We start from the raw sequence: 17,011 nt of genomic DNA, 5'->3' as shown, positions 1-17,011 counted from the left end.
CGGTTCCAATTCAATAATGCCAGCGGTTTCATATTAAATCGATGTAAAAATTCGCCGTTGACATCGCTTCCAATCGACCTATATAATTAAAAAACAAACCAGAAACAAATTAGATTATTCTATGTTATATAGAATTTCACCTGGCGAGACTCAGTTTGAAACCAGAAAGAGGTTGTGCATGATGAGAGCTGTAATTGGCCGCAATGGCGCGGCGGAATTGACCGATATTCCGGTTCCCGGAATGCGTGCTCAATTCGTAAAAGTGAAAACGGATTATTCGGCCGTCAGTGTCGGAACGGAACTCATGATGATCCGCAATAGTGGAAATACTTCACAAGACGCCAGTTTAGGCTATAGCGCAACAGGCATTGTGGAAGAGGTCGGCGAAGGCGTGACGCATGTCGTGCCCGGGCAAAGAGTCGCATGTTACGGCGTTCCCGCTCACCGCGATTACCTCTTGCTGCCGAAGCATCTTGTCGCGCCGGTCCCGGATGGGGTTCGGCCGGAAGAAGCGGCGTTCGTCGGAATCGGCGCCATTGCGATTCACGCGCTGCGTCAAGCCGATCTGCGCTTCGGCGAAACGATTATCGTGGCGGGGCTGGGCATCCTCGGACAGATGATTGCCCGCATCGCTCACGCAGCGTGCTACCGCGTTATCGGCCTTGAGCTGATGGAGGAGCGCTGCCAGATGCTTGAATCGATCGGAGCTATAGCTTGCCGCAACGAGGAAGAGCTGAAGCGCGCGATCGAAGCCGATCCGTCCTGCAACGGGGCCGATGCCGTTCTGCTTTGCGCGAGCAACAGGAAGCACAGCATGATCGATCAAGGGATTCACTGGCTTCGCGACCGCGGACGCGTCGTGATCGTCGGCGATACCGGGACGGAATTCGACCGGGATCTGCTTTTTATGAAAGAAGCGAGCGTTCATATTTCACGGGCCGGAGGGCCGGGCCGTTACGAGCAAACGTACGAGCAGGAAGGCGTCGATTATCCGATCGGTTATGTACGTTGGACGGAAGGCCGGAACATGAACGAGTTTTTGCGGTTGCTCGCCGGAAAACGAATCGATGTTACGCCGCTGATTACGAACGAGTGTCTGCTCGACGGTTTGCCCGCCATGTACAAAAATTTGGCCGAGGCGCCTCAGCAGACGATGGGAATTGTAGTTCGTTACGCTTAGAAATAACCGCCATGCAGACAACTAGGGTGTAACTGAAAAAATTATGGAGGTGAGGGGACGATGCAAGCGAACGGGACGGCGATTTCCGAGCCGCCTGCGGCGAACATTCCAAAGCGCAGCGCCTGGAAGACGTTTCTCCGCTACAAATGGTTGTATCTGCTAATGGTTCCGGGCATTCTGTATTACATCGTTTACCAGTATGTCCCGATGTTCGGATTGGTTATCGCTTTCAAGAAGTACAATCTGATGAAAGGCATGTGGGGGAGCGAATGGGTCGGCTTTGAAAATTTCCGCGTCATATTCAATTCGCCGGATTTCCCTCTATTGATCAAGAATACGGTGTTGATCAGCTTCTACCGTATCGTGTTCAACATGCTGCCGGACGTCATGCTGGCGCTGATCTTGAATGAAATCCGCGCGCAGTGGTTCAAGCGGATCGTCCAAACGATTACGTACGGACCGTATTTCTTGTCCTGGATTATCGTTTACGGTCTCGTCTTCTCGTTCTTCGCGCCGGGCGCGGGACTGATCACCACTTGGTTCCGGGATATGGGTTGGGGACAGATCGACGTATTGACCAACTCGGATTATTTCCGGTCGTTAATCATTACGACGGATATTTGGAAAAGCACCGGATACGGCGCGATCATTTATTTGGCCGCCCTTTCCACGATCAACAATGAGCTTTACGAGGCTGCCGTAGTCGACGGAGCGGGGCGCTGGCGCCAGCTCTGGCATATTACGCTCCCGGGCATTCGCGAAGTGTTCATTCTCCTGTTAATTTTGCGGATCGGACATATTATGGATGCCGGCTTCGAGCAAATCTACATTTTCTTAAACGCCAGGGTTTACGATGTCGGCGATATTCTGGATACATGGATATTCCGAAGAGGTATCGAGCAGATGGAATTCAGCGTACCGGCGGCAATGGGTGTATTCAAATCGGTTATCGGGCTCGTGCTCGTATTAGGCGCAAACAAGTTGTCCAAAAAAGTCGGCGGGTCCGGCATCTGGTAAAGGAGGCATCGTCACATGTCAGTCGTATTGAAAAAAACCAAATCGGACCGCATCGTCGATGCCGTTCTTTATACGGGCCTAACGCTGTTCTGTTTGGCCACCTTGTTTCCGCTTTACTTCGTAATCGTCATGTCGATTACGCCTTATACGGAAGTGCTCAAAAACGGCGGGTTCGTCGTTTGGCCGACCTCCGTAACGCTTGACGCGTTTAAAACGATCTTTTCGAGCAACACGGTGCCGAAGGCGCTGCAGGTTACGATTTTCATCACGGTTGTCGGTACGGCTCTTAATCTCGCGGTAACGACGATGCTTGCGTATCCGCTGTCCAAAAAGTTTTTGCCGGGCCGGAACATTGTCTTGATGGGGATCGTATTCACGATGCTGTTCTCGGGCGGTCTGATTCCGACTTATATGACGGTTAAAGCGACGGGGCTCATGAACACGCTCTGGGCGCTGATTATTCCGGGGCTCGTCTCTTCCTTTAATATGCTGATTATGAAAACCTACTTCGAGGGTCTGCCAAGCGAAGTGGAAGAAGCGGCGAAGGTGGACGGCTGCGGCGATATCGGAACGATGATCCGGATCGTGCTCCCGCTCTCCATGCCGATTATGGCGACGCTCGGTCTGTTCTACGGGGTCAGCCATTGGAATGCTTACTTCGGCGGGATCATGTACTTGAGCGACCGGACGCTTTATCCGCTTCAGGTCGTGCTGCGGAATATGATTCAATCGCCTGCCGTCAGTCAGGAGCTCGCGGTGCCGCAATCGTCGCTGAACGCGCTGCCGCCGGAGACGATCAAGATGGCGACCGTCGTCGTAGCTACCATTCCGGTTCTAGTCGTTTATCCGTTCCTTCAAAAGTATTTCGTCAAAGGCATGCTGCTGGGCGCCATCAAAGGCTAAGCCCGGCGGCGGCTTTGCCGCAAGGCTAAATGCGTTTACTCTTCTTGGGGGTGATGAAGGCCGGACGGGAAGCATCCGGGTCGGCGGTGAACGAAAGTGCAGTTCCGTTTCCTACTTTTGGTCGTAGCTTTCCAAGTGAAGTTGTTGCTATTCTCAATTATGCAAAATCGAATAGGGAGGTCTTTGTTTTGAAAACGTTCTCGAAGGTAACGTCCGTATTGCTTGCTTCGTCTCTCGTGCTCGCCGCTTGCGGCAGCAAAGAAGAAAAACCGTCTACATCGCCGGCTCCGTCGGGCGGCGCAAGCGCATCGCCAGGCGCGGCGAATAATAAAGAAAAGCTGACGCTGAACTGGATGGTCATCGCGGATGCGACGTATCAGCTTCCGGCTGCCGACAAAGATTTCGTGAAAAAAGCGATCGAGTCGAAATTTAACGTCGAGATGAAAATGACTTATATGCCGATGGGCGCCGATTACCAAACGAAGTTGAACACGCTGATCGCTTCCGGCGATATCCCGGACGTGTTCTACTCGCAAGGCGTCGATTCCAACAACTATATCAAAGACGGCGTTGCCCGCGATATGACCGGTATCGTTACGCCGGCCAAAATGCCTAACTATTTTAAATATTGGGTGACCGAAGCGAACCTGAAAACCTATCAAGTTCAAGGCGCCTTCAAACGCGCTCCGGTTCCTTACGAAACCGATTTGTACCGCACGTTTTACATCCGTCAAGACTGGCTCGACAAGCTCGGACTCAAGATGCCTACCAACTACGACGAGCTCATCGAAGTCATGAAGGCTTTCACGTTTAAAGATCCGGACGGCAACGGCAAAAACGACACTTACGGCTTCACGGCTGCCGGCGCCGGCGCCAACATTTCGATGGACTTCCCTGAGTTCCTCAAAAACGGTTATATCGGCGATACGTATGTGAAAGACGGACAATTCATCGACGTCCGCACCGATATCGGCATGACGAATGTATTAAACGATATTAAGAAAACAATCGATCTCGGCGTAGTCGACCCTGACTGGTTCCTGAATAAATACGGCCAGCATTTCGACAAAGCGGCGCAAGGCAAAGCGGGTATCATCATCGGCCAAGGCAAAGACCTTGCGTTCGACAACAACCCTGCAGGTCTGCAAATGAAATCGAAGCAAGCGGGACAAACGAACGCCAACTGGCAGCCTTTCCACCCTTGGGAAAAAACCGGTACTTGGGTAGAAACGATTCCAGGCAATCCGTTCCTGCTGAGCTCCAAATCGTCCGATGCGAAAGTCCAACGCTCGATCGAAATTCTCGACTGGCTTGCAGGCGAAGAAGGCTTCCTGCTGACTCGTTACGGCCAAGAGGGCGTCGACTACAAAAAAGACGGCAAAAAAATCGAAGTCAACAAAGACAACTACAAAGCGAACGTTTCGGACAACGGCAACTTCCTGGAAATTTACGGCTGGTTCACGCCGCGTAAACCGGAAGTATACGGATTCGACATTATCGATCCGAACATCACCGACCGCGACAAAAAAATCGTCGAAAAAATTCGTTCGTACAAAATCCTTCCTTCCGTCGGCACGGCTCTGACCGTTAAAGAAGGCATGGATATCGGCGCATTGCGTAAACAAATGAGCGTGTTCCATACGCAAATCCTGTTTAAAGAGAAAGACGCTGCCAAATGGCCTGATTACCGTCAAGAGCTTATGAACAAATACGGCGGCAAAGCGATCTTCGAAAACTACGCAGCGATTACAGCGACAGCGCAAGGCAAAACCGTTACGTTCAAATCGGAAAACTAATCGCACGTTTTACCGGGAAATCGAACGATCGACGGAGATATAGGATTTCAAGAAAGGCCAATCGCAGCATTGGCCTTTCTTCCTTAGATATAAGGATTAATAGATTGCTTTGAAATAAAGAGACAAGGTAAGATCGGTAGGAGTGAAAATACTGTCGCGGGAGAACCATCCTGTCAGACTTACATTTGTTCAAATATAAGAGTGGATAGTTTTCCTATATCAATTGCTTATATTTCAACGGTAAACGCGTTCGTCCGAACATAGGCTTGCGAAGCCGCTTTCTTTGAAAGCGTGCAGGACGGCGAAGCCGTTTATCCTTGCGAAATCGTAAGTGTGGCCGTAGCGATGCTTCTTCGCTAATTCAGAACGGAGGCTTGTTAGATGCGTTTGCAAGGAAAAAGGGTGCTGGTTACCGGCAGCGCCAGAGGCATTGGACAAGGGATTGCCGAAAAGTTTGTGATGGAAGGGGCAAGCGTTGTTCTGCTTGATTTTCGGGCGGATCAGCTTGAGGAATCGGCAGCCGCGATACGCAAAGCCGCGCGTGAGCGCGGGATTGACGTCGAGGTGTCGAGCGTGGTTTGCGATTTGAGCGAGCCGGAGCAGGTGGACAAGGCTGCGCAAGCCGCATGGGATTGCTGGGGCGGCATCGATATTTTGATCAACAATGCGGGAATTGCGACACGCGAGTCTTTTGTCGACATTCCGCTTTCGCGCTGGCAAAAAATTATCGACGTCAATCTGAACGCAACGTTCCAGCTTAGCCAGTGGATCGCCAAGCAGATGATCGGAAGCGGCATTCGCGGCTCCATCGTCAACATGGCTTCCAAGAACGGTTTGGCCGGAAGCGCCGTGCTTGCCCACTATAATGCCTCCAAAGGCGGAGTCGTGCTGCTCACGCAATCGATGGCCGTCGATCTGGCCGGCAACGGCATTCGCGTTAATGCGGTTGCGCCGGGCTTTATCGATACGCCGCTCGACCGCGAGCTGAAGGAGAAGTCCGCCGAAACGCTGAAGCTGACCGAGCGTACGCCGATGAGGCGGCTTGGAACGATCGAGGAAGTGGCAAACGCTTTCCTTTTCCTGGCGTCGGAAGAAGCGTCCTACATCACAGGCACGACGATTGTCGTTGACGGCGGTCACATTGCCAATGCAAGCGACTTGTAAACAAGCGTTTAGATACCGTTCGAGGAGGACTTACGAAAATGACGGAACAAGATAAAAAGTCGGGAACAAACGGCGAAGAACAGCTTCGCGGCGAGAAATTTTTTAACGACCCCGGTTTCTGGGGCTTTATCCATCGTTCGTTTACGAAATCGATGGGGTATACGGACGGCGATTTGAGGAAGCCGGTTATCGGCATCGCCAATACGTTCAGCGAGCTGAACAAATGCCACTCCCATTTCCGTGAGCTGACGGAGTACGTCAAGCGCGGCGTTTGGCAGGCGGGCGGCCTTCCGATGGAGTTCCCGACGATTTCGATCGGCGAGCCGTATGTGAAGCCGACTACGATGCTGCTTCGCAACTTAATGGCGATGGATACGGAAGAAATGATCAAGGGCCATCAAATCGATGGCGTCGTCTTGATCGGCGGCTGCGACAAAACGGTACCTGCACAGCTGATGGCTGCGATCAGCGCTAATGTTCCGGCCATCGTCCTGACAGGCGGACCGATGCTGAACGGCAGGCTGAACGGCCAGTCGCTCGGCGCATGTACGGACTGCTATCAATTTACGCTTGAGCATAAAGCCGGCAACATCAGCGACCAGCAGCTGTCCGACGCGGAAAATGCGGTTTGCCGCAGCGACGGCCACTGCCAGGTCATGGGTACGGCAAGCACGATGGCGGCGATCGCCGAAGCGCTCGGTATGGCGCTGCCCGGCTGCGCGGCTATTCCGGCGCCGGATTCCCGCCGCCGTCATATGTCCGAAGCTACGGGCATCCAAATCGTCGAGCTCGTTCGCCGGAACATCCGTCCGCGCGATATCATTACGCCGGAGTCGATCGACAATGCGATTCGCGTAACGATGGCATGCGCCGGCTCGACCAATGCGATCATTCATTTGGTCGCCATCGCGGGACGTTTAGGCTACAAGCTGCCGCTGGAGCGTTTTGACGAAATCAGCGCGGCGACGCCGTTTATTTTAAATGTTCGTCCATCGGGCAAATACCAGATGGAGGAGTTTTTCGAGGCGGGCGGCGTGCCGGCTTTGATGAAGGAATTGGAGCCGAGACTGAACGGCGATTGCTTGACCGTTACCGGCCAAACCGTCGCCGAAAACTTGCGGGACGTCACCATTCCGAACCGCGATGTCGTCGCTCCGCTCGATCAGCCGTTAGGGGCGCAGGGCGGCATCGCCGTACTGCGCGGAAATCTCGCTCCGAACGGAGCGCTGATTAAGCAAACGGCCGTATCGGAGCATCTCAAAAAGCACCGCGGCCGTGCCGTCGTCTTCAACTCGCCTCAGGATTTGATCGACCGCGTCGACGATCCGAATCTGGACGTTGAAGAGAGCAGCGTGCTCGTGCTCAAAAATGCGGGGCCGAAGGGCGCACCTGCGATGCCGGAAATCGGACAAATTCCGATTCCGAAGAAGCTTCTCCTGCAAGGCGTCCGCGATATGGTGCGGATTTCCGATGCGCGGATCAGCGGCACGTCCTACGGCGCGCTGATCGTGCATACCGCTCCGGAAGCGGCGGTCGGCGGACCGCTTGCGCTGGTCGAGGACGGCGACGAAATCGAGCTGGATATTGAGGCGCGCAAGCTGGAGCTGTACGTCGACGACGAGACGCTCCGCCGGCGCAAAGAGAAGTGGCAAGCGCCAGCCCCGGCGTACGACCGCGGGTATGGATTATTGTTTATCGAGCGTGTTCTCCAGGCGGACGAGGGATGCGATTTCGATTTCCTGCAGCCGCCGGAGATTCGCAATAAGAAGTAGAGGTTTATAAACCTTATCCCTATTACGAAGAGGAGCTGTTGTCTATGTTGCATGAAGAGAACAAAGGGAAGCCCGAAGCTGCAGAAGCGAACAAGCAAAACAGTAACGGAGGAGTCACCAGCAAAGAAGGTATCAGCAGAAGAAACGTACTTAAGACTCTAGGAATCGGAGGCGTTATGCTTGCAGGCAGCGCCCTCGCATCCCAGCTGGCTTTGGCAGACAACGCTCAATCGAATAAGGGGCAAGGAAACGACGATAAAGATAAGGATAAAGACAAGGATAAAGACAAAGATAAGGACAAAGATAAGGATAAAGACAAGGATAAAGATAACGATAATGGCAAGGGTACCGTCCTGCAGGTTGCTAATGTAGCGGAGCTGATTGCTCTTCCTCCAGGGCATCTTAAGGACGGAGTCCATGTCTTCGTAGGCGGCTATGCTGCGAACGGGGACGGCGGAGGCAAGCTTGTGCGTTATGCGGCAAGCAGCTCCAAAGCGGACAACGGCGGTACCGTGCATACGCCGGCGAATGGGAACGGCCGCTTCGAGGTCGTGCATAACGGCGTAGCCGACTTCCGCTGGTTCGGCGTTTTCGATGCGGCGAAGAATGCCGACGATGCGCTGAACGCGATGGTCAACGATTTGTCCATTCATCGGGTGGAGGCCCACTCCGACTTGAACTTCGTGAAGCGCAGCGTGTTCCATCGCAGCGATATCGAAGTGGATTTCCATGGGCATATGGTTACGACCGAAGGCATGGAATTGAACAAGATCGACAATCCGTTCGGCGCGGTCATGTTCTTCCAGGGCACGTTGACCGGCGTGACCCAAACGGTAACGTTGGCTGAGGACGTCATCGAGTATTCGGATATTTTCGAAGTAGCCGATTCCTCGATCTTCACGGTGGACAGCTGGTGGCATGCGCAAGTTAAAAACAACCCGGGCGGCGGCCAGCAGAAAGAGCTGGACTACCTGGTCAAGGTAACCGAAATTTTCGATGCTACCCATATCCGCTTGAACTACAAGTCCGGCTGGCTGCTTGCCAAGGGCCGTCAAATTACTTACAAGCAGGTCATTCCCGCTTTCCGCTGCCACGTTCGGAATATGCGCTTTACCGGCATTCCGGTGCCTGTTAACGGAACAAGCCAAAGGCCGTTCGAAACCTGGGATCAAATCGGATCGAACCCTGTGGCGTTCGAATTCGCGGTCGAGTGCGACGCTTCCGGCATCAATGCGACGAAGGTGTTCTGGCCGGTCGTTATGCGCCGTTACTGTACGCATTTCGTAACGGAGAACTGTCAGCTGATGAACCCGGAAGAACGCGATTGGGGCGGCACGGGTTACCTGACGCAGCAGATCAACGTCTTGTACGGACATATCCGGGACTGCAACACGAGCAACGCCCGTCACTTGAACGACTTTACCTGCGCAGCGTTCTGCATGGTCGAGAACTGCCACGGCGACGGCGACGAGTACGGCCCGTTCGTTACTCACGGCCAATTCGAGCACGACATTACGTATATCGGCAACTCCGGTCTGCTGTCGTTTGCGAACAGCGGCACGACATGGGGCGACAGCGCGAAGCGCATCACGGTCAAGAAACATATCGCTTCGCGGATCGTAGCCATGAAGCGGATTACCGACCTGACGCTGGAGGATTGCCATGCAGTCGTGACGTATACGAAGCCGGGTACGAAAATGGCCAACTCGGGATCGATTTGGGTCAATATGGACGGCTTGGTCATGAGAAATTGTACGGCGCAGGAAATGATTACGATCAATAAGGGCTCGTCGCGCGGCAAGAAAGTGAACATGATTGACAGCTGCTCCTTCGGCATGCTGAAGGGTTATGAGCTTGCCCGTCCGATCCGCAACGGCACGACGCAAGTAGGTTATACGCCGAGCAACGGGGAATTGACGATTTTGAACAGCGAATTTTACAACGTAGAAGACGTCAACCTCGGCAGCATCAACAAGCTGACGCTCATCAACACATGGTTTAAAGGCTTGAAGGATGCGGGCGGCACCGTAAAAGTCGGTACGCGCGAAGTCGTCATGCAGGGCGGAGGACTCGTCGATTGCTGCTTCCTGTTCACGGGGGCATGGGATAAAGTCGGCGACGTCAACAATGCGAAGAACAAAATCGATCAATGGATTACGGTCGACGGCGGCGCCTCGTTCAGCGGATCCAATCCGGATAAAGCGTTCCTGAAAAGCGTTGCTGCGGACAACATCATTACTTGGAACCTCGGCAATGTGACCAGTACGGCGGGTTCTTCCGATATGGCGCATTTCCATATCGAAGGCGGCTCCCATAAAGTCAGAGTGCAGGGCTCGCGGTTTGTCGGCGGCAAGTATAACGCTGCGAACGCAGGCTCGGGCAACGGCAATTATTTGTTCCTTACGTCCTGCATCGAAGAGGGCGTCAACCGCTCCGCGCTTCCGGGAGAATCGGAAACCGTTAAGCATAGCGCCGGCAATTTGACGATCGCTTAAGCAGTAAGCTTTATATTCGGCCCACCGGCATCATAACTACTTTATCGTACATGTTAGCAAGAAGCCGAATGCATATTTTATAGAAACGGGTTGTTTGCCAATGCTTCAAAGCAATGAACATGCGAATGATTGTGCAAACAGCTTGCAGCAGGGCGGCCCCCAAGGCCGCCATTTGCTGCAGGCTGCGAACGTGAAGGAGCTGCTCTCGCTCGCGACCGGCCTTCTTCGGGAAGGAACGATCGTACAGGTAGCCGGTTATTTCGAAGCCGGCGACGGCGGAGCCAAGCTTATGCGCTGGGTATCCGGCAGCGCGAAGGCGGATAACGGGGGAACGGTTCATGTCCCTTCCGCAGCTTCGGATGACCGGACTGCCGCAAGCGGCCGATGGGAAGCTCTGCATAACGGCGTCGCGGATTTCCGCTGGTTCGGGATTTTCGGTTCCGGCGTGAATGCGGACGATGCGATGGATGCGATGGCGAACGATCCTTCGATCCGCCGGATCGAGGCGCATACGAATTTGAACTTCATTCGCCGTCATACGTTCCATCGCAGCAACCTGGAATTCGATTTCCACGGCCATACGGTGACGACGGAAGGCATTGCCTTGAATACGAGGGATAATCCGTTCGGAGCCGTAATCTTCTTTCAAGGGATGGAAGCCGGCGTCGCGCAAACGGTGAAGTTAACCGCCGAGCTTGCCGAGCTGACGGACGTCCTGGAGGTCGCCGACTCCTCCGCTTTCCAGGAAGAGGACTGGTGGCTCGCGCGTATCGCCCATCGTCCGGAAGGCAAGGCGCAGCGCGAGCTGGATTATCTTTTGAAGGTAACGGAGATTATCGACGCCACGCATGTCCGGTTCAACTACAAGCTCGGCTGGACGATCGAAGCCGGACGCGAGCTTACGCTCAAAAAAATGAATCCGGTCGTCCGGAGCAACGTGAGGAATATGAAATTTATCGGCGTTCCGGTTCCTCCGAGCACATCGACCAGCATTAGACCTTTTGAAACCTGGGATCAAATCGGCTCGAATCCGGTCGCTTACGAATTCGCGGTAAGCTGCGATGTATCCGGCATCGAAGCGAAGCATGTTTTCTGGCCGGTCATTCAGCGCCGCTATTGCACGTACTTCGTAACGGAGCGCTGCGAGCTGATCAACCCGGTGGAGCGCGATTGGGGCGGAACGGGTTACTTGACCCAGCAGCTTAATGTACTTTATGGGCATATTCGGGATTGCAATGCGAGCAACGCCCGCCATTTAAACGATTTTACCTGTGCAGCGTACTGCATGGTCGAGAATTGCCATAGCGACGGCGACGATTACGGTCCATTCGTGACGCACGGGCAGTTCGAGCATGATTTGACGTTCGTCGGCAATTCCGGTCTGCTGTCGTTCGCCAACAGCGGCACGCATTGGGGCGACAGCGCCAAGCGGATTACGGTCAAGAAACACACGGCGTGCTGGGTTGTCGCGCACAAGAAGCTGACCGATTTGACGCTGGAGGATGTCCACGTTTTTGTTAAGGAAGGCAACCCGTATTCCGGCGCGATTTGGGCGAATGCGGACGGACTGCAGATGAAGGGTTGTACCGCGCAAAAAACGGTCACGCTCTCGCAAAGCTCGGCGCGCTCCGTTCGAAGAAACGTGCTCGACAACTGTACGTTCGGTACCGTAAACGATATCGAAATTGCCCGTCCGGCCGAAAATCAAGATGTCGGCTATCGGCCGGTCGCTTCCGAGGTAGTCATGCAGAACTGCAGATTCCATGGCATTGAGAAGGTTAGCGTGGGCAGCATAGACCGGCTAATTCTGATCAATACGTGGTTCGAAGGCGCTTCTCCGCAGGCGGGAAGCCTGACCGTCAAAAGCAAGGAGATTATCATGCAAGGCGGCGGTCTGCGAAATTGCTGCCTTCTGCTGGAGGGCGCTTGGGATCAAGCTGCTGCCGGCAAACCCGATCAGTCCGTTACCGTCGGCGGCGGGGCGCAATTCAGCGGAACGAATGCGGAAAAAGCGTTCCTGAAGAGCACGGAGCCGGGGAACGCCGTCACATGGAGCTTCGGCGACCTGACGAGCGCCGCATCGGATGCGGACACTGCGCATTTTCACATCGCCGGAGGCGGTCACAAGCTAAAGGCAATCGGATCGCGTTTTATCGGCGGCAGGTACGAAGCTGCGGAGGGCGGATTCGGTGAGGGACGTTATTTGTTCATCCATGCTTGCATCGAGGAAAGTGTCGACCGGTCGTCTCTGCCGGAGGAATCGGCTGGGGTTAAGCATAACGAAGGAAACTTGACGATTTAACGGAAATCGGCGGCCTTTCTCGGTGCCGGCGGAAGTGCATATTTTGACCGTTTAGCGATCTATTGACATTGAATGGTAGACGATTGCTATAATAACAATTAACGACATGCGGAAACTCATAAAGCTCCGGCCTATCGCTTGAAGAATGAGGTTTTTAAAATGGACAAACGGAATAGTCGCAAAACATCCCGGACGCGCCTAGGCGATCTCGTGAACTTGCTTCGGGAAGAGATTTTGATGGGAAAACGAACGGCCGGCGAATATTTGCCTTCCGAAAAAGCGTTCGCAGAGCAGTACAGCTTGAGCAACCAATCGGTGCGCAAAGGGCTGGACGTGCTGGTTTCGGAGGGGCTGATCGAGAAAATTCCCCGGGTCGGAACGAAAGTGGTCGGGCAGCCCGAAGGGTCGTTCGTCACCGTGAAGCTTGGCTTCCACACTTCCGTTACCGGCGAAGCGGACATTTTAAGGCTGTTGTCTTTGTTTCATAAAGAAAATCCGCATATTCGGGTGCAGGCCGTCCCATTGTCGGGATACAGCTACGCGTATATTCATAACTATTTGACAGGCGGCATCCTGGATGTCGTCATGATGAACTATATCAACTTTCAGGAATTTCTTGAAATCGACAACGGCGATTTGCTGGAGCCGCAGCAGCGGAATCCGGAGCTGTATCCTTTTCTTTCGGACGCGTTCACGACGGGGGATAACCGTCTGCTCGTGCAGCCGTTCATTTTTTCGCCGCTTATTTTATGCTATAACCGCAGTCATTTTCAAGAAGCGAACCTGTCCGAGCCGAACAGCAGCTGGCAGTGGCAGGATTTGATCGAGCACTCGAACAAGCTGGCGATTCCTAATGAACGGCTCGGCTTCCACTGCGATCTGTACTCGCCTAACCGGTGGCCGTTGTTGCTGCTTCAAGCGGGAGCCAGATTCGAACGCAGCGCGAACGGCAGGATCAAGCTTTCCGGTACGCCGATGATGGATGCCCTTCGTTACAGCAAGGAAATGAAGCACAGCATTCCGTATTTGTCGGAAGGCGTAACGACCGGTCAATCGGAGAGGCTGCTGGCCAAAGGCAAAGTATCGATGATCATGACGAGTTATTTTTATTTGAACTATTTGCTCGGCGAGGAGCTGCCTTTCGACATTGCGCCGGTTCCGCATCTCGGCACGCCGCTTACGCTGCTGCTGAATACGGGGCTTGCGGTGTATCGGCATTCCCAGGTGAAGGACGCCGCCGTCAAGCTTGTCGAATTTCTGACCTCCTACCAGTCGCAGCTGTTTATCCGGCAGCATACGTACAGCTTGCCGGCGCGCAGGCTGGCGGCGGAATGGGTCGGCGAGGAGCAGCGTTACAGGCCGTCGCGGTTCTCGCTTTTCCGCGAGACGATGCCTTGCTTCCGCTATTTCACGGACCTTGGCATCAACGCGACGGAGCTTGCCGAGCTTAACCAAGAGCTTAAGCTGTATTGGGCCGGCCTCGAGAACGAGGAATCGTTATGCTCTTCGATCGAGGGAAGCGGGCAGTACGCATAAAGCGGCATGAAAAAGACGGGTTCTGATGGATACATCAGATCCGTCTTTTTCTTTGTTGTGGGCGAGGTTTGCGTTTAGAGGGAGGGGGGGCTGTGCTCTCGGTCTGCATCTTAGTTTAATCGTCAGAAGTTCAATACACATGATAGGTATCGCCATTCTTTATTATTGGGGAATTATTTAAGGCTATTATTTTTCTTGCTACATGAGCGGGATCGTGCAACGGATAGTAACCCTCATAATGAGGAAAAGATTATTATTCGTGAGGCAAACCTCACTATTTCAAGCCGAAAACCTGTGTTTTGGTGAGATACTGAGGCAAACGATATTATTAGTGAGCCAAACGAAATTGATAGTTGCGTTTGACTCACTAACGGGCGAGAACTAGCATTATACCAGTGAAATAGTGAGGACAGCCTTATGAATAATAAGGTTTTCTCCACTAATCGCACGGTTCGTGCATAACCGTTGCGATATCCGTGTTTGTTTTCGTAACCAAGTTATCGATCCCTAGTTTTAGACTTGATGACGTACTAATTCTCTGGAGTATATGGTTGTTACGAAAATAATCGGTATATTCAACGCGCTCCATTTCTCCGGATGCAGAAAATCGGAACACAAGTTGTTCATTAATCATTTTGGTTATAAAAGTTGTCCTGGTTGAATCGTGGCTTACTGGCACAAGTTTGAATTTGTAGGGGACGCCGTGCATTTTAGGAACCGTGAGGTAAAGCTCATTGTTTTTTAGCGATATGTCCAAGACTGCGTTCATCTCATTAATTGCCGTATACGTACCTATTACGGATTCTTGATTAGCGAATCGAATAGGCTTGGCAGGCGGCGGTAAAGGCACGTATTCTCCAAATGGAACGCCCCTTTTAAGGCAGCCCCTTTTTTTGAATCTAAAGATTATCTATTAACCGTTCTAAATCGATTTCCGTCATCGACTGTAATCGTATAGTATATCCGTCAAATAGTAAGTTTTTGGTGAGATCATTTGGAACTATAACAGTATGCATGTTTGCTGCCATTGCAGCTTTTGCACCGTTGGGGGAATCTTCAAATGCTATCGCATTTTGAGGAGGAACGCCGAAATAATCCAAAACATTTAAATAAAGCTCGGGGTCCGGCTTCACCTTTTTTACATCATCGTGAGTTCGAATGCAATCAAAATAACCGACAATATGTAATTCTTCTAAATTGGGCATAACCCAATCAAAGGGGGCGCTCGATGCAAGACCTATCTTCAAACCGAGCTTCTTGGCGGATTCTAAATAATGTAGAACGCCTGGACGAGTTTTTTCGTGTTTCATCATGATATCGTATTTTTGTCTTCTTACTAATCTCAATTCCTCGCGATTGATAGGCTTTCCCACACATTCTTGCAGATAGGAATAAGGGTCGAACGCCTTCATATGTCCCCCTATTCTTTTGCAATACAGGTCCAGCGGCAGTTCAACACCGTACTCGCTAAAAACTTCTTGAAAGGAGTAAAACTCGAACGTTTCGGTATCTCTAATTAAACCGTCGAAATCAAATATAACTGCTTCAATTGAATACCCCATTCATCTCGATCCTTTCATACGTTATCACTTTACTTTGTTACCATGATAACGTAATAAAGGGGTCTTGGATATAACTTTCCTGCCCGTTCAGCGCAATGCCTCCCGTAAGTCCTGGCTTTTTTTCTGTACAATTTTAGCGGCAGGACTAGCGAGAAATGCTCTTATGCATGCTGCGGTATTCGCTGGGCGTAACTTTCTTCAGATTTTGAAATACGCGCGAGAAGGTGCGGTACGATTCGAACCCGGTTTCGGCGGCGATGTCGATAATCGACATGTTGGTCGACGTCAGGAGGTTGGATGCGGACTCGATCCGCAGCTGATGCAAGTAGGTGAGGAAGCTTATGCCTAAATATTGTTTGAAAATGCGGCTTATGTAGGAAGCGCTTACATCGAATCGTTCTGACAAACTTTCGAGGGAGACCGCGTCGGTGTAATGAACGTGAATATATTGCAGGATGGGCCAGAACGGCTGCTTCATTGCCGGCTCTCTGGAAATGTCGGCGGAAGGGATGCAGCTTGCGGCGCGAACGAATCGGAGCAGCGCCTCCTTGATCATGGAGCAAATAATGCTGTTTCGGCCGGGAAGCAGTGAGGCGCGGTTGCTTTCTACCAGCAGTTTGTGGAGGATTTCGCTTATCCATTTGGTTTCGTCGGCTGAGAATTCGACATGTGAAGGGTACTGCGAGCCTATTTTATAAAGCAGGCCGCACCATTCGGAATCGTAAGAGCTGTCCAGCAAAATATTGATATCGAACATGCAGCAATATTTACGCACTTGATGGTTAACGTCGCAAGATATTTCATGCATATGGTTAGGCAGCGTTAAGGAGGCCACGCCGGGACGGAGGCGATGCGTTTTGCCGTTGATGGATTCCGTGCCGCTTCCTTCGATGATGAAGGAGAACTCGATATGTTCGTGAAAGTGCAAAGGAGTGGAAATGATTTCGTGTATCCCGATATAAAACGGCAGAGGTCCCTGCTTCGGATTTTCCGACAGATCCATGTGCTCGGGGATGGTGATCATCGCTCGAACCTCCTGCAAGGATAAACGGCTTCGCCGTCCTAAACGCTTTCGAAGAAAACGCTTCGTAAGCATGAGCTAAGGACAGGAGCGTTTACCGATGAAATGTAAGCGCTTGATAGGTGAAACAAATAATTCTTATATTTTAAAAAAATGACCGTTCCGTTCTTCGATTTGACGTGTTTCGCGGATGCGCTCATTTTATCATACAAGACACGGGGAAGAAAACCTTCCCGTCATGCGAACAAACACAAATTTTTAGG

11 protein-coding genes are annotated in these 17,011 nt (G+C 52.3%); 9 read left to right on the top strand and 2 right to left on the bottom strand.

All coding sequences use genetic code 11. The features are described 5' to 3' along the window. The first annotated feature begins 178 nt into the window (after positions 1 to 178). From DQG23_RS28560 to DQG23_RS28520, 9 genes are all read left to right on the top strand, one after another. Positions 179 to 1,180: a zinc-dependent alcohol dehydrogenase gene (locus tag DQG23_RS28560; protein ID WP_238178082.1), complete on the top strand. Its 1,002-nt coding sequence runs from the start codon at positions 179 to 181 to the stop codon at positions 1,178 to 1,180. A gap of 60 nt (positions 1,181 to 1,240) precedes the next feature. Beyond that, entirely contained in the window at positions 1,241 to 2,197 is a 957-nt protein-coding gene (locus DQG23_RS28555) for an ABC transporter permease (RefSeq protein ID WP_113034456.1), read from the top strand. A 15-nt stretch (positions 2,198 to 2,212) separates the two neighbouring features. Beyond that, entirely contained in the window at positions 2,213 to 3,100 is an 888-nt protein-coding gene (locus DQG23_RS28550) for a carbohydrate ABC transporter permease (protein WP_113034455.1), read from the top strand. A gap of 188 nt (positions 3,101 to 3,288) precedes the next feature. Then, positions 3,289 to 4,896, top strand: a complete 1,608-nt coding sequence (locus tag DQG23_RS28545) for a type 2 periplasmic-binding domain-containing protein (protein WP_158560742.1) — start codon at positions 3,289 to 3,291, stop codon at positions 4,894 to 4,896. A gap of 381 nt (positions 4,897 to 5,277) precedes the next feature. Continuing rightward, positions 5,278 to 6,060 carry an SDR family NAD(P)-dependent oxidoreductase gene (locus DQG23_RS28540; protein WP_113034453.1) on the top strand — a complete coding sequence of 261 codons (783 nt, stop codon included), beginning with the start codon at positions 5,278 to 5,280 and terminating at the stop codon, positions 6,058 to 6,060. A gap of 38 nt (positions 6,061 to 6,098) precedes the next feature. Then, positions 6,099 to 7,832 (top strand): IlvD/Edd family dehydratase, encoded by a 1,734-nt coding sequence (locus DQG23_RS28535; RefSeq protein WP_113034452.1) that lies wholly within the window; start codon positions 6,099 to 6,101, stop codon positions 7,830 to 7,832. 44 nt (positions 7,833 to 7,876) lie between these two features. Continuing rightward, positions 7,877 to 10,327, top strand: a complete 2,451-nt coding sequence (locus tag DQG23_RS28530; RefSeq protein ID WP_113034451.1) for a twin-arginine translocation signal domain-containing protein — start codon at positions 7,877 to 7,879, stop codon at positions 10,325 to 10,327. A 100-nt stretch (positions 10,328 to 10,427) separates the two neighbouring features. Then, positions 10,428 to 12,629 carry a peptidase C14 gene (locus DQG23_RS28525; protein ID WP_113034450.1) on the top strand — a complete coding sequence of 734 codons (2,202 nt, stop codon included), beginning with the start codon at positions 10,428 to 10,430 and terminating at the stop codon, positions 12,627 to 12,629. Between the two features lie 159 nt (positions 12,630 to 12,788). Beyond that, positions 12,789 to 14,165: an extracellular solute-binding protein gene (locus DQG23_RS28520; RefSeq protein ID WP_113034449.1), complete on the top strand. Its 1,377-nt coding sequence runs from the start codon at positions 12,789 to 12,791 to the stop codon at positions 14,163 to 14,165. A gap of 899 nt (positions 14,166 to 15,064) precedes the next feature. On the opposite strand, the gene DQG23_RS28510 is transcribed toward DQG23_RS28520, so the two are convergent. Beyond that, the gene (locus DQG23_RS28510) at positions 15,065 to 15,727 is read right to left on the bottom strand and encodes an HAD family hydrolase (protein ID WP_113034447.1); all 663 of its coding nucleotides are present in this window, start codon (positions 15,725 to 15,727) and stop codon (positions 15,065 to 15,067) included. Positions 15,728 to 15,872: 145 nt separating this feature from the next. After that, positions 15,873 to 16,751, bottom strand: a complete 879-nt coding sequence (locus tag DQG23_RS28505; protein WP_158560741.1) for an AraC family transcriptional regulator — start codon at positions 16,749 to 16,751, stop codon at positions 15,873 to 15,875. Positions 16,752 to 17,011: the final 260 nt, after the last annotated feature.

It is taken from the genome of Paenibacillus contaminans, assembly GCF_003285015.1.
In the GTDB taxonomy this organism is placed as follows: domain Bacteria; phylum Bacillota; class Bacilli; order Paenibacillales; family NBRC-103111; genus Paenibacillus_V; species Paenibacillus_V contaminans.
Note: the sequence above shows the minus strand (reverse complement) of the source record. Positions and strands in the feature narration are given on the sequence as shown.

Bases quoted from the DNA above. Each gene is read 5' to 3' on its own strand.
- DQG23_RS28540 (WP_113034453.1), top strand. From the start codon at position 5,278: ATGCGTTTGCAAGGAAAAAGGGTGCTGGTTACCGGCAGCGCCAGAGGC.
- DQG23_RS28510 (WP_113034447.1), bottom strand. From the start codon at position 15,727: ATGGGGTATTCAATTGAAGCAGTTATATTTGATTTCGACGGTTTAATT.
- DQG23_RS28550 (WP_113034455.1), top strand. From the start codon at position 2,213: ATGTCAGTCGTATTGAAAAAAACCAAATCGGACCGCATCGTCGATGCC.
- DQG23_RS28530 (WP_113034451.1), top strand. From the start codon at position 7,877: ATGTTGCATGAAGAGAACAAAGGGAAGCCCGAAGCTGCAGAAGCGAAC.
- DQG23_RS28505 (WP_158560741.1), bottom strand. From the start codon at position 16,751: ATGATCACCATCCCCGAGCACATGGATCTGTCGGAAAATCCGAAGCAG.
- DQG23_RS28520 (WP_113034449.1), top strand. From the start codon at position 12,789: ATGGACAAACGGAATAGTCGCAAAACATCCCGGACGCGCCTAGGCGAT.
- DQG23_RS28535 (WP_113034452.1), top strand. From the start codon at position 6,099: ATGACGGAACAAGATAAAAAGTCGGGAACAAACGGCGAAGAACAGCTT.
- DQG23_RS28555 (WP_113034456.1), top strand. From the start codon at position 1,241: ATGCAAGCGAACGGGACGGCGATTTCCGAGCCGCCTGCGGCGAACATT.
- DQG23_RS28525 (WP_113034450.1), top strand. From the start codon at position 10,428: ATGCTTCAAAGCAATGAACATGCGAATGATTGTGCAAACAGCTTGCAG.
- DQG23_RS28560 (WP_238178082.1), top strand. From the start codon at position 179: ATGATGAGAGCTGTAATTGGCCGCAATGGCGCGGCGGAATTGACCGAT.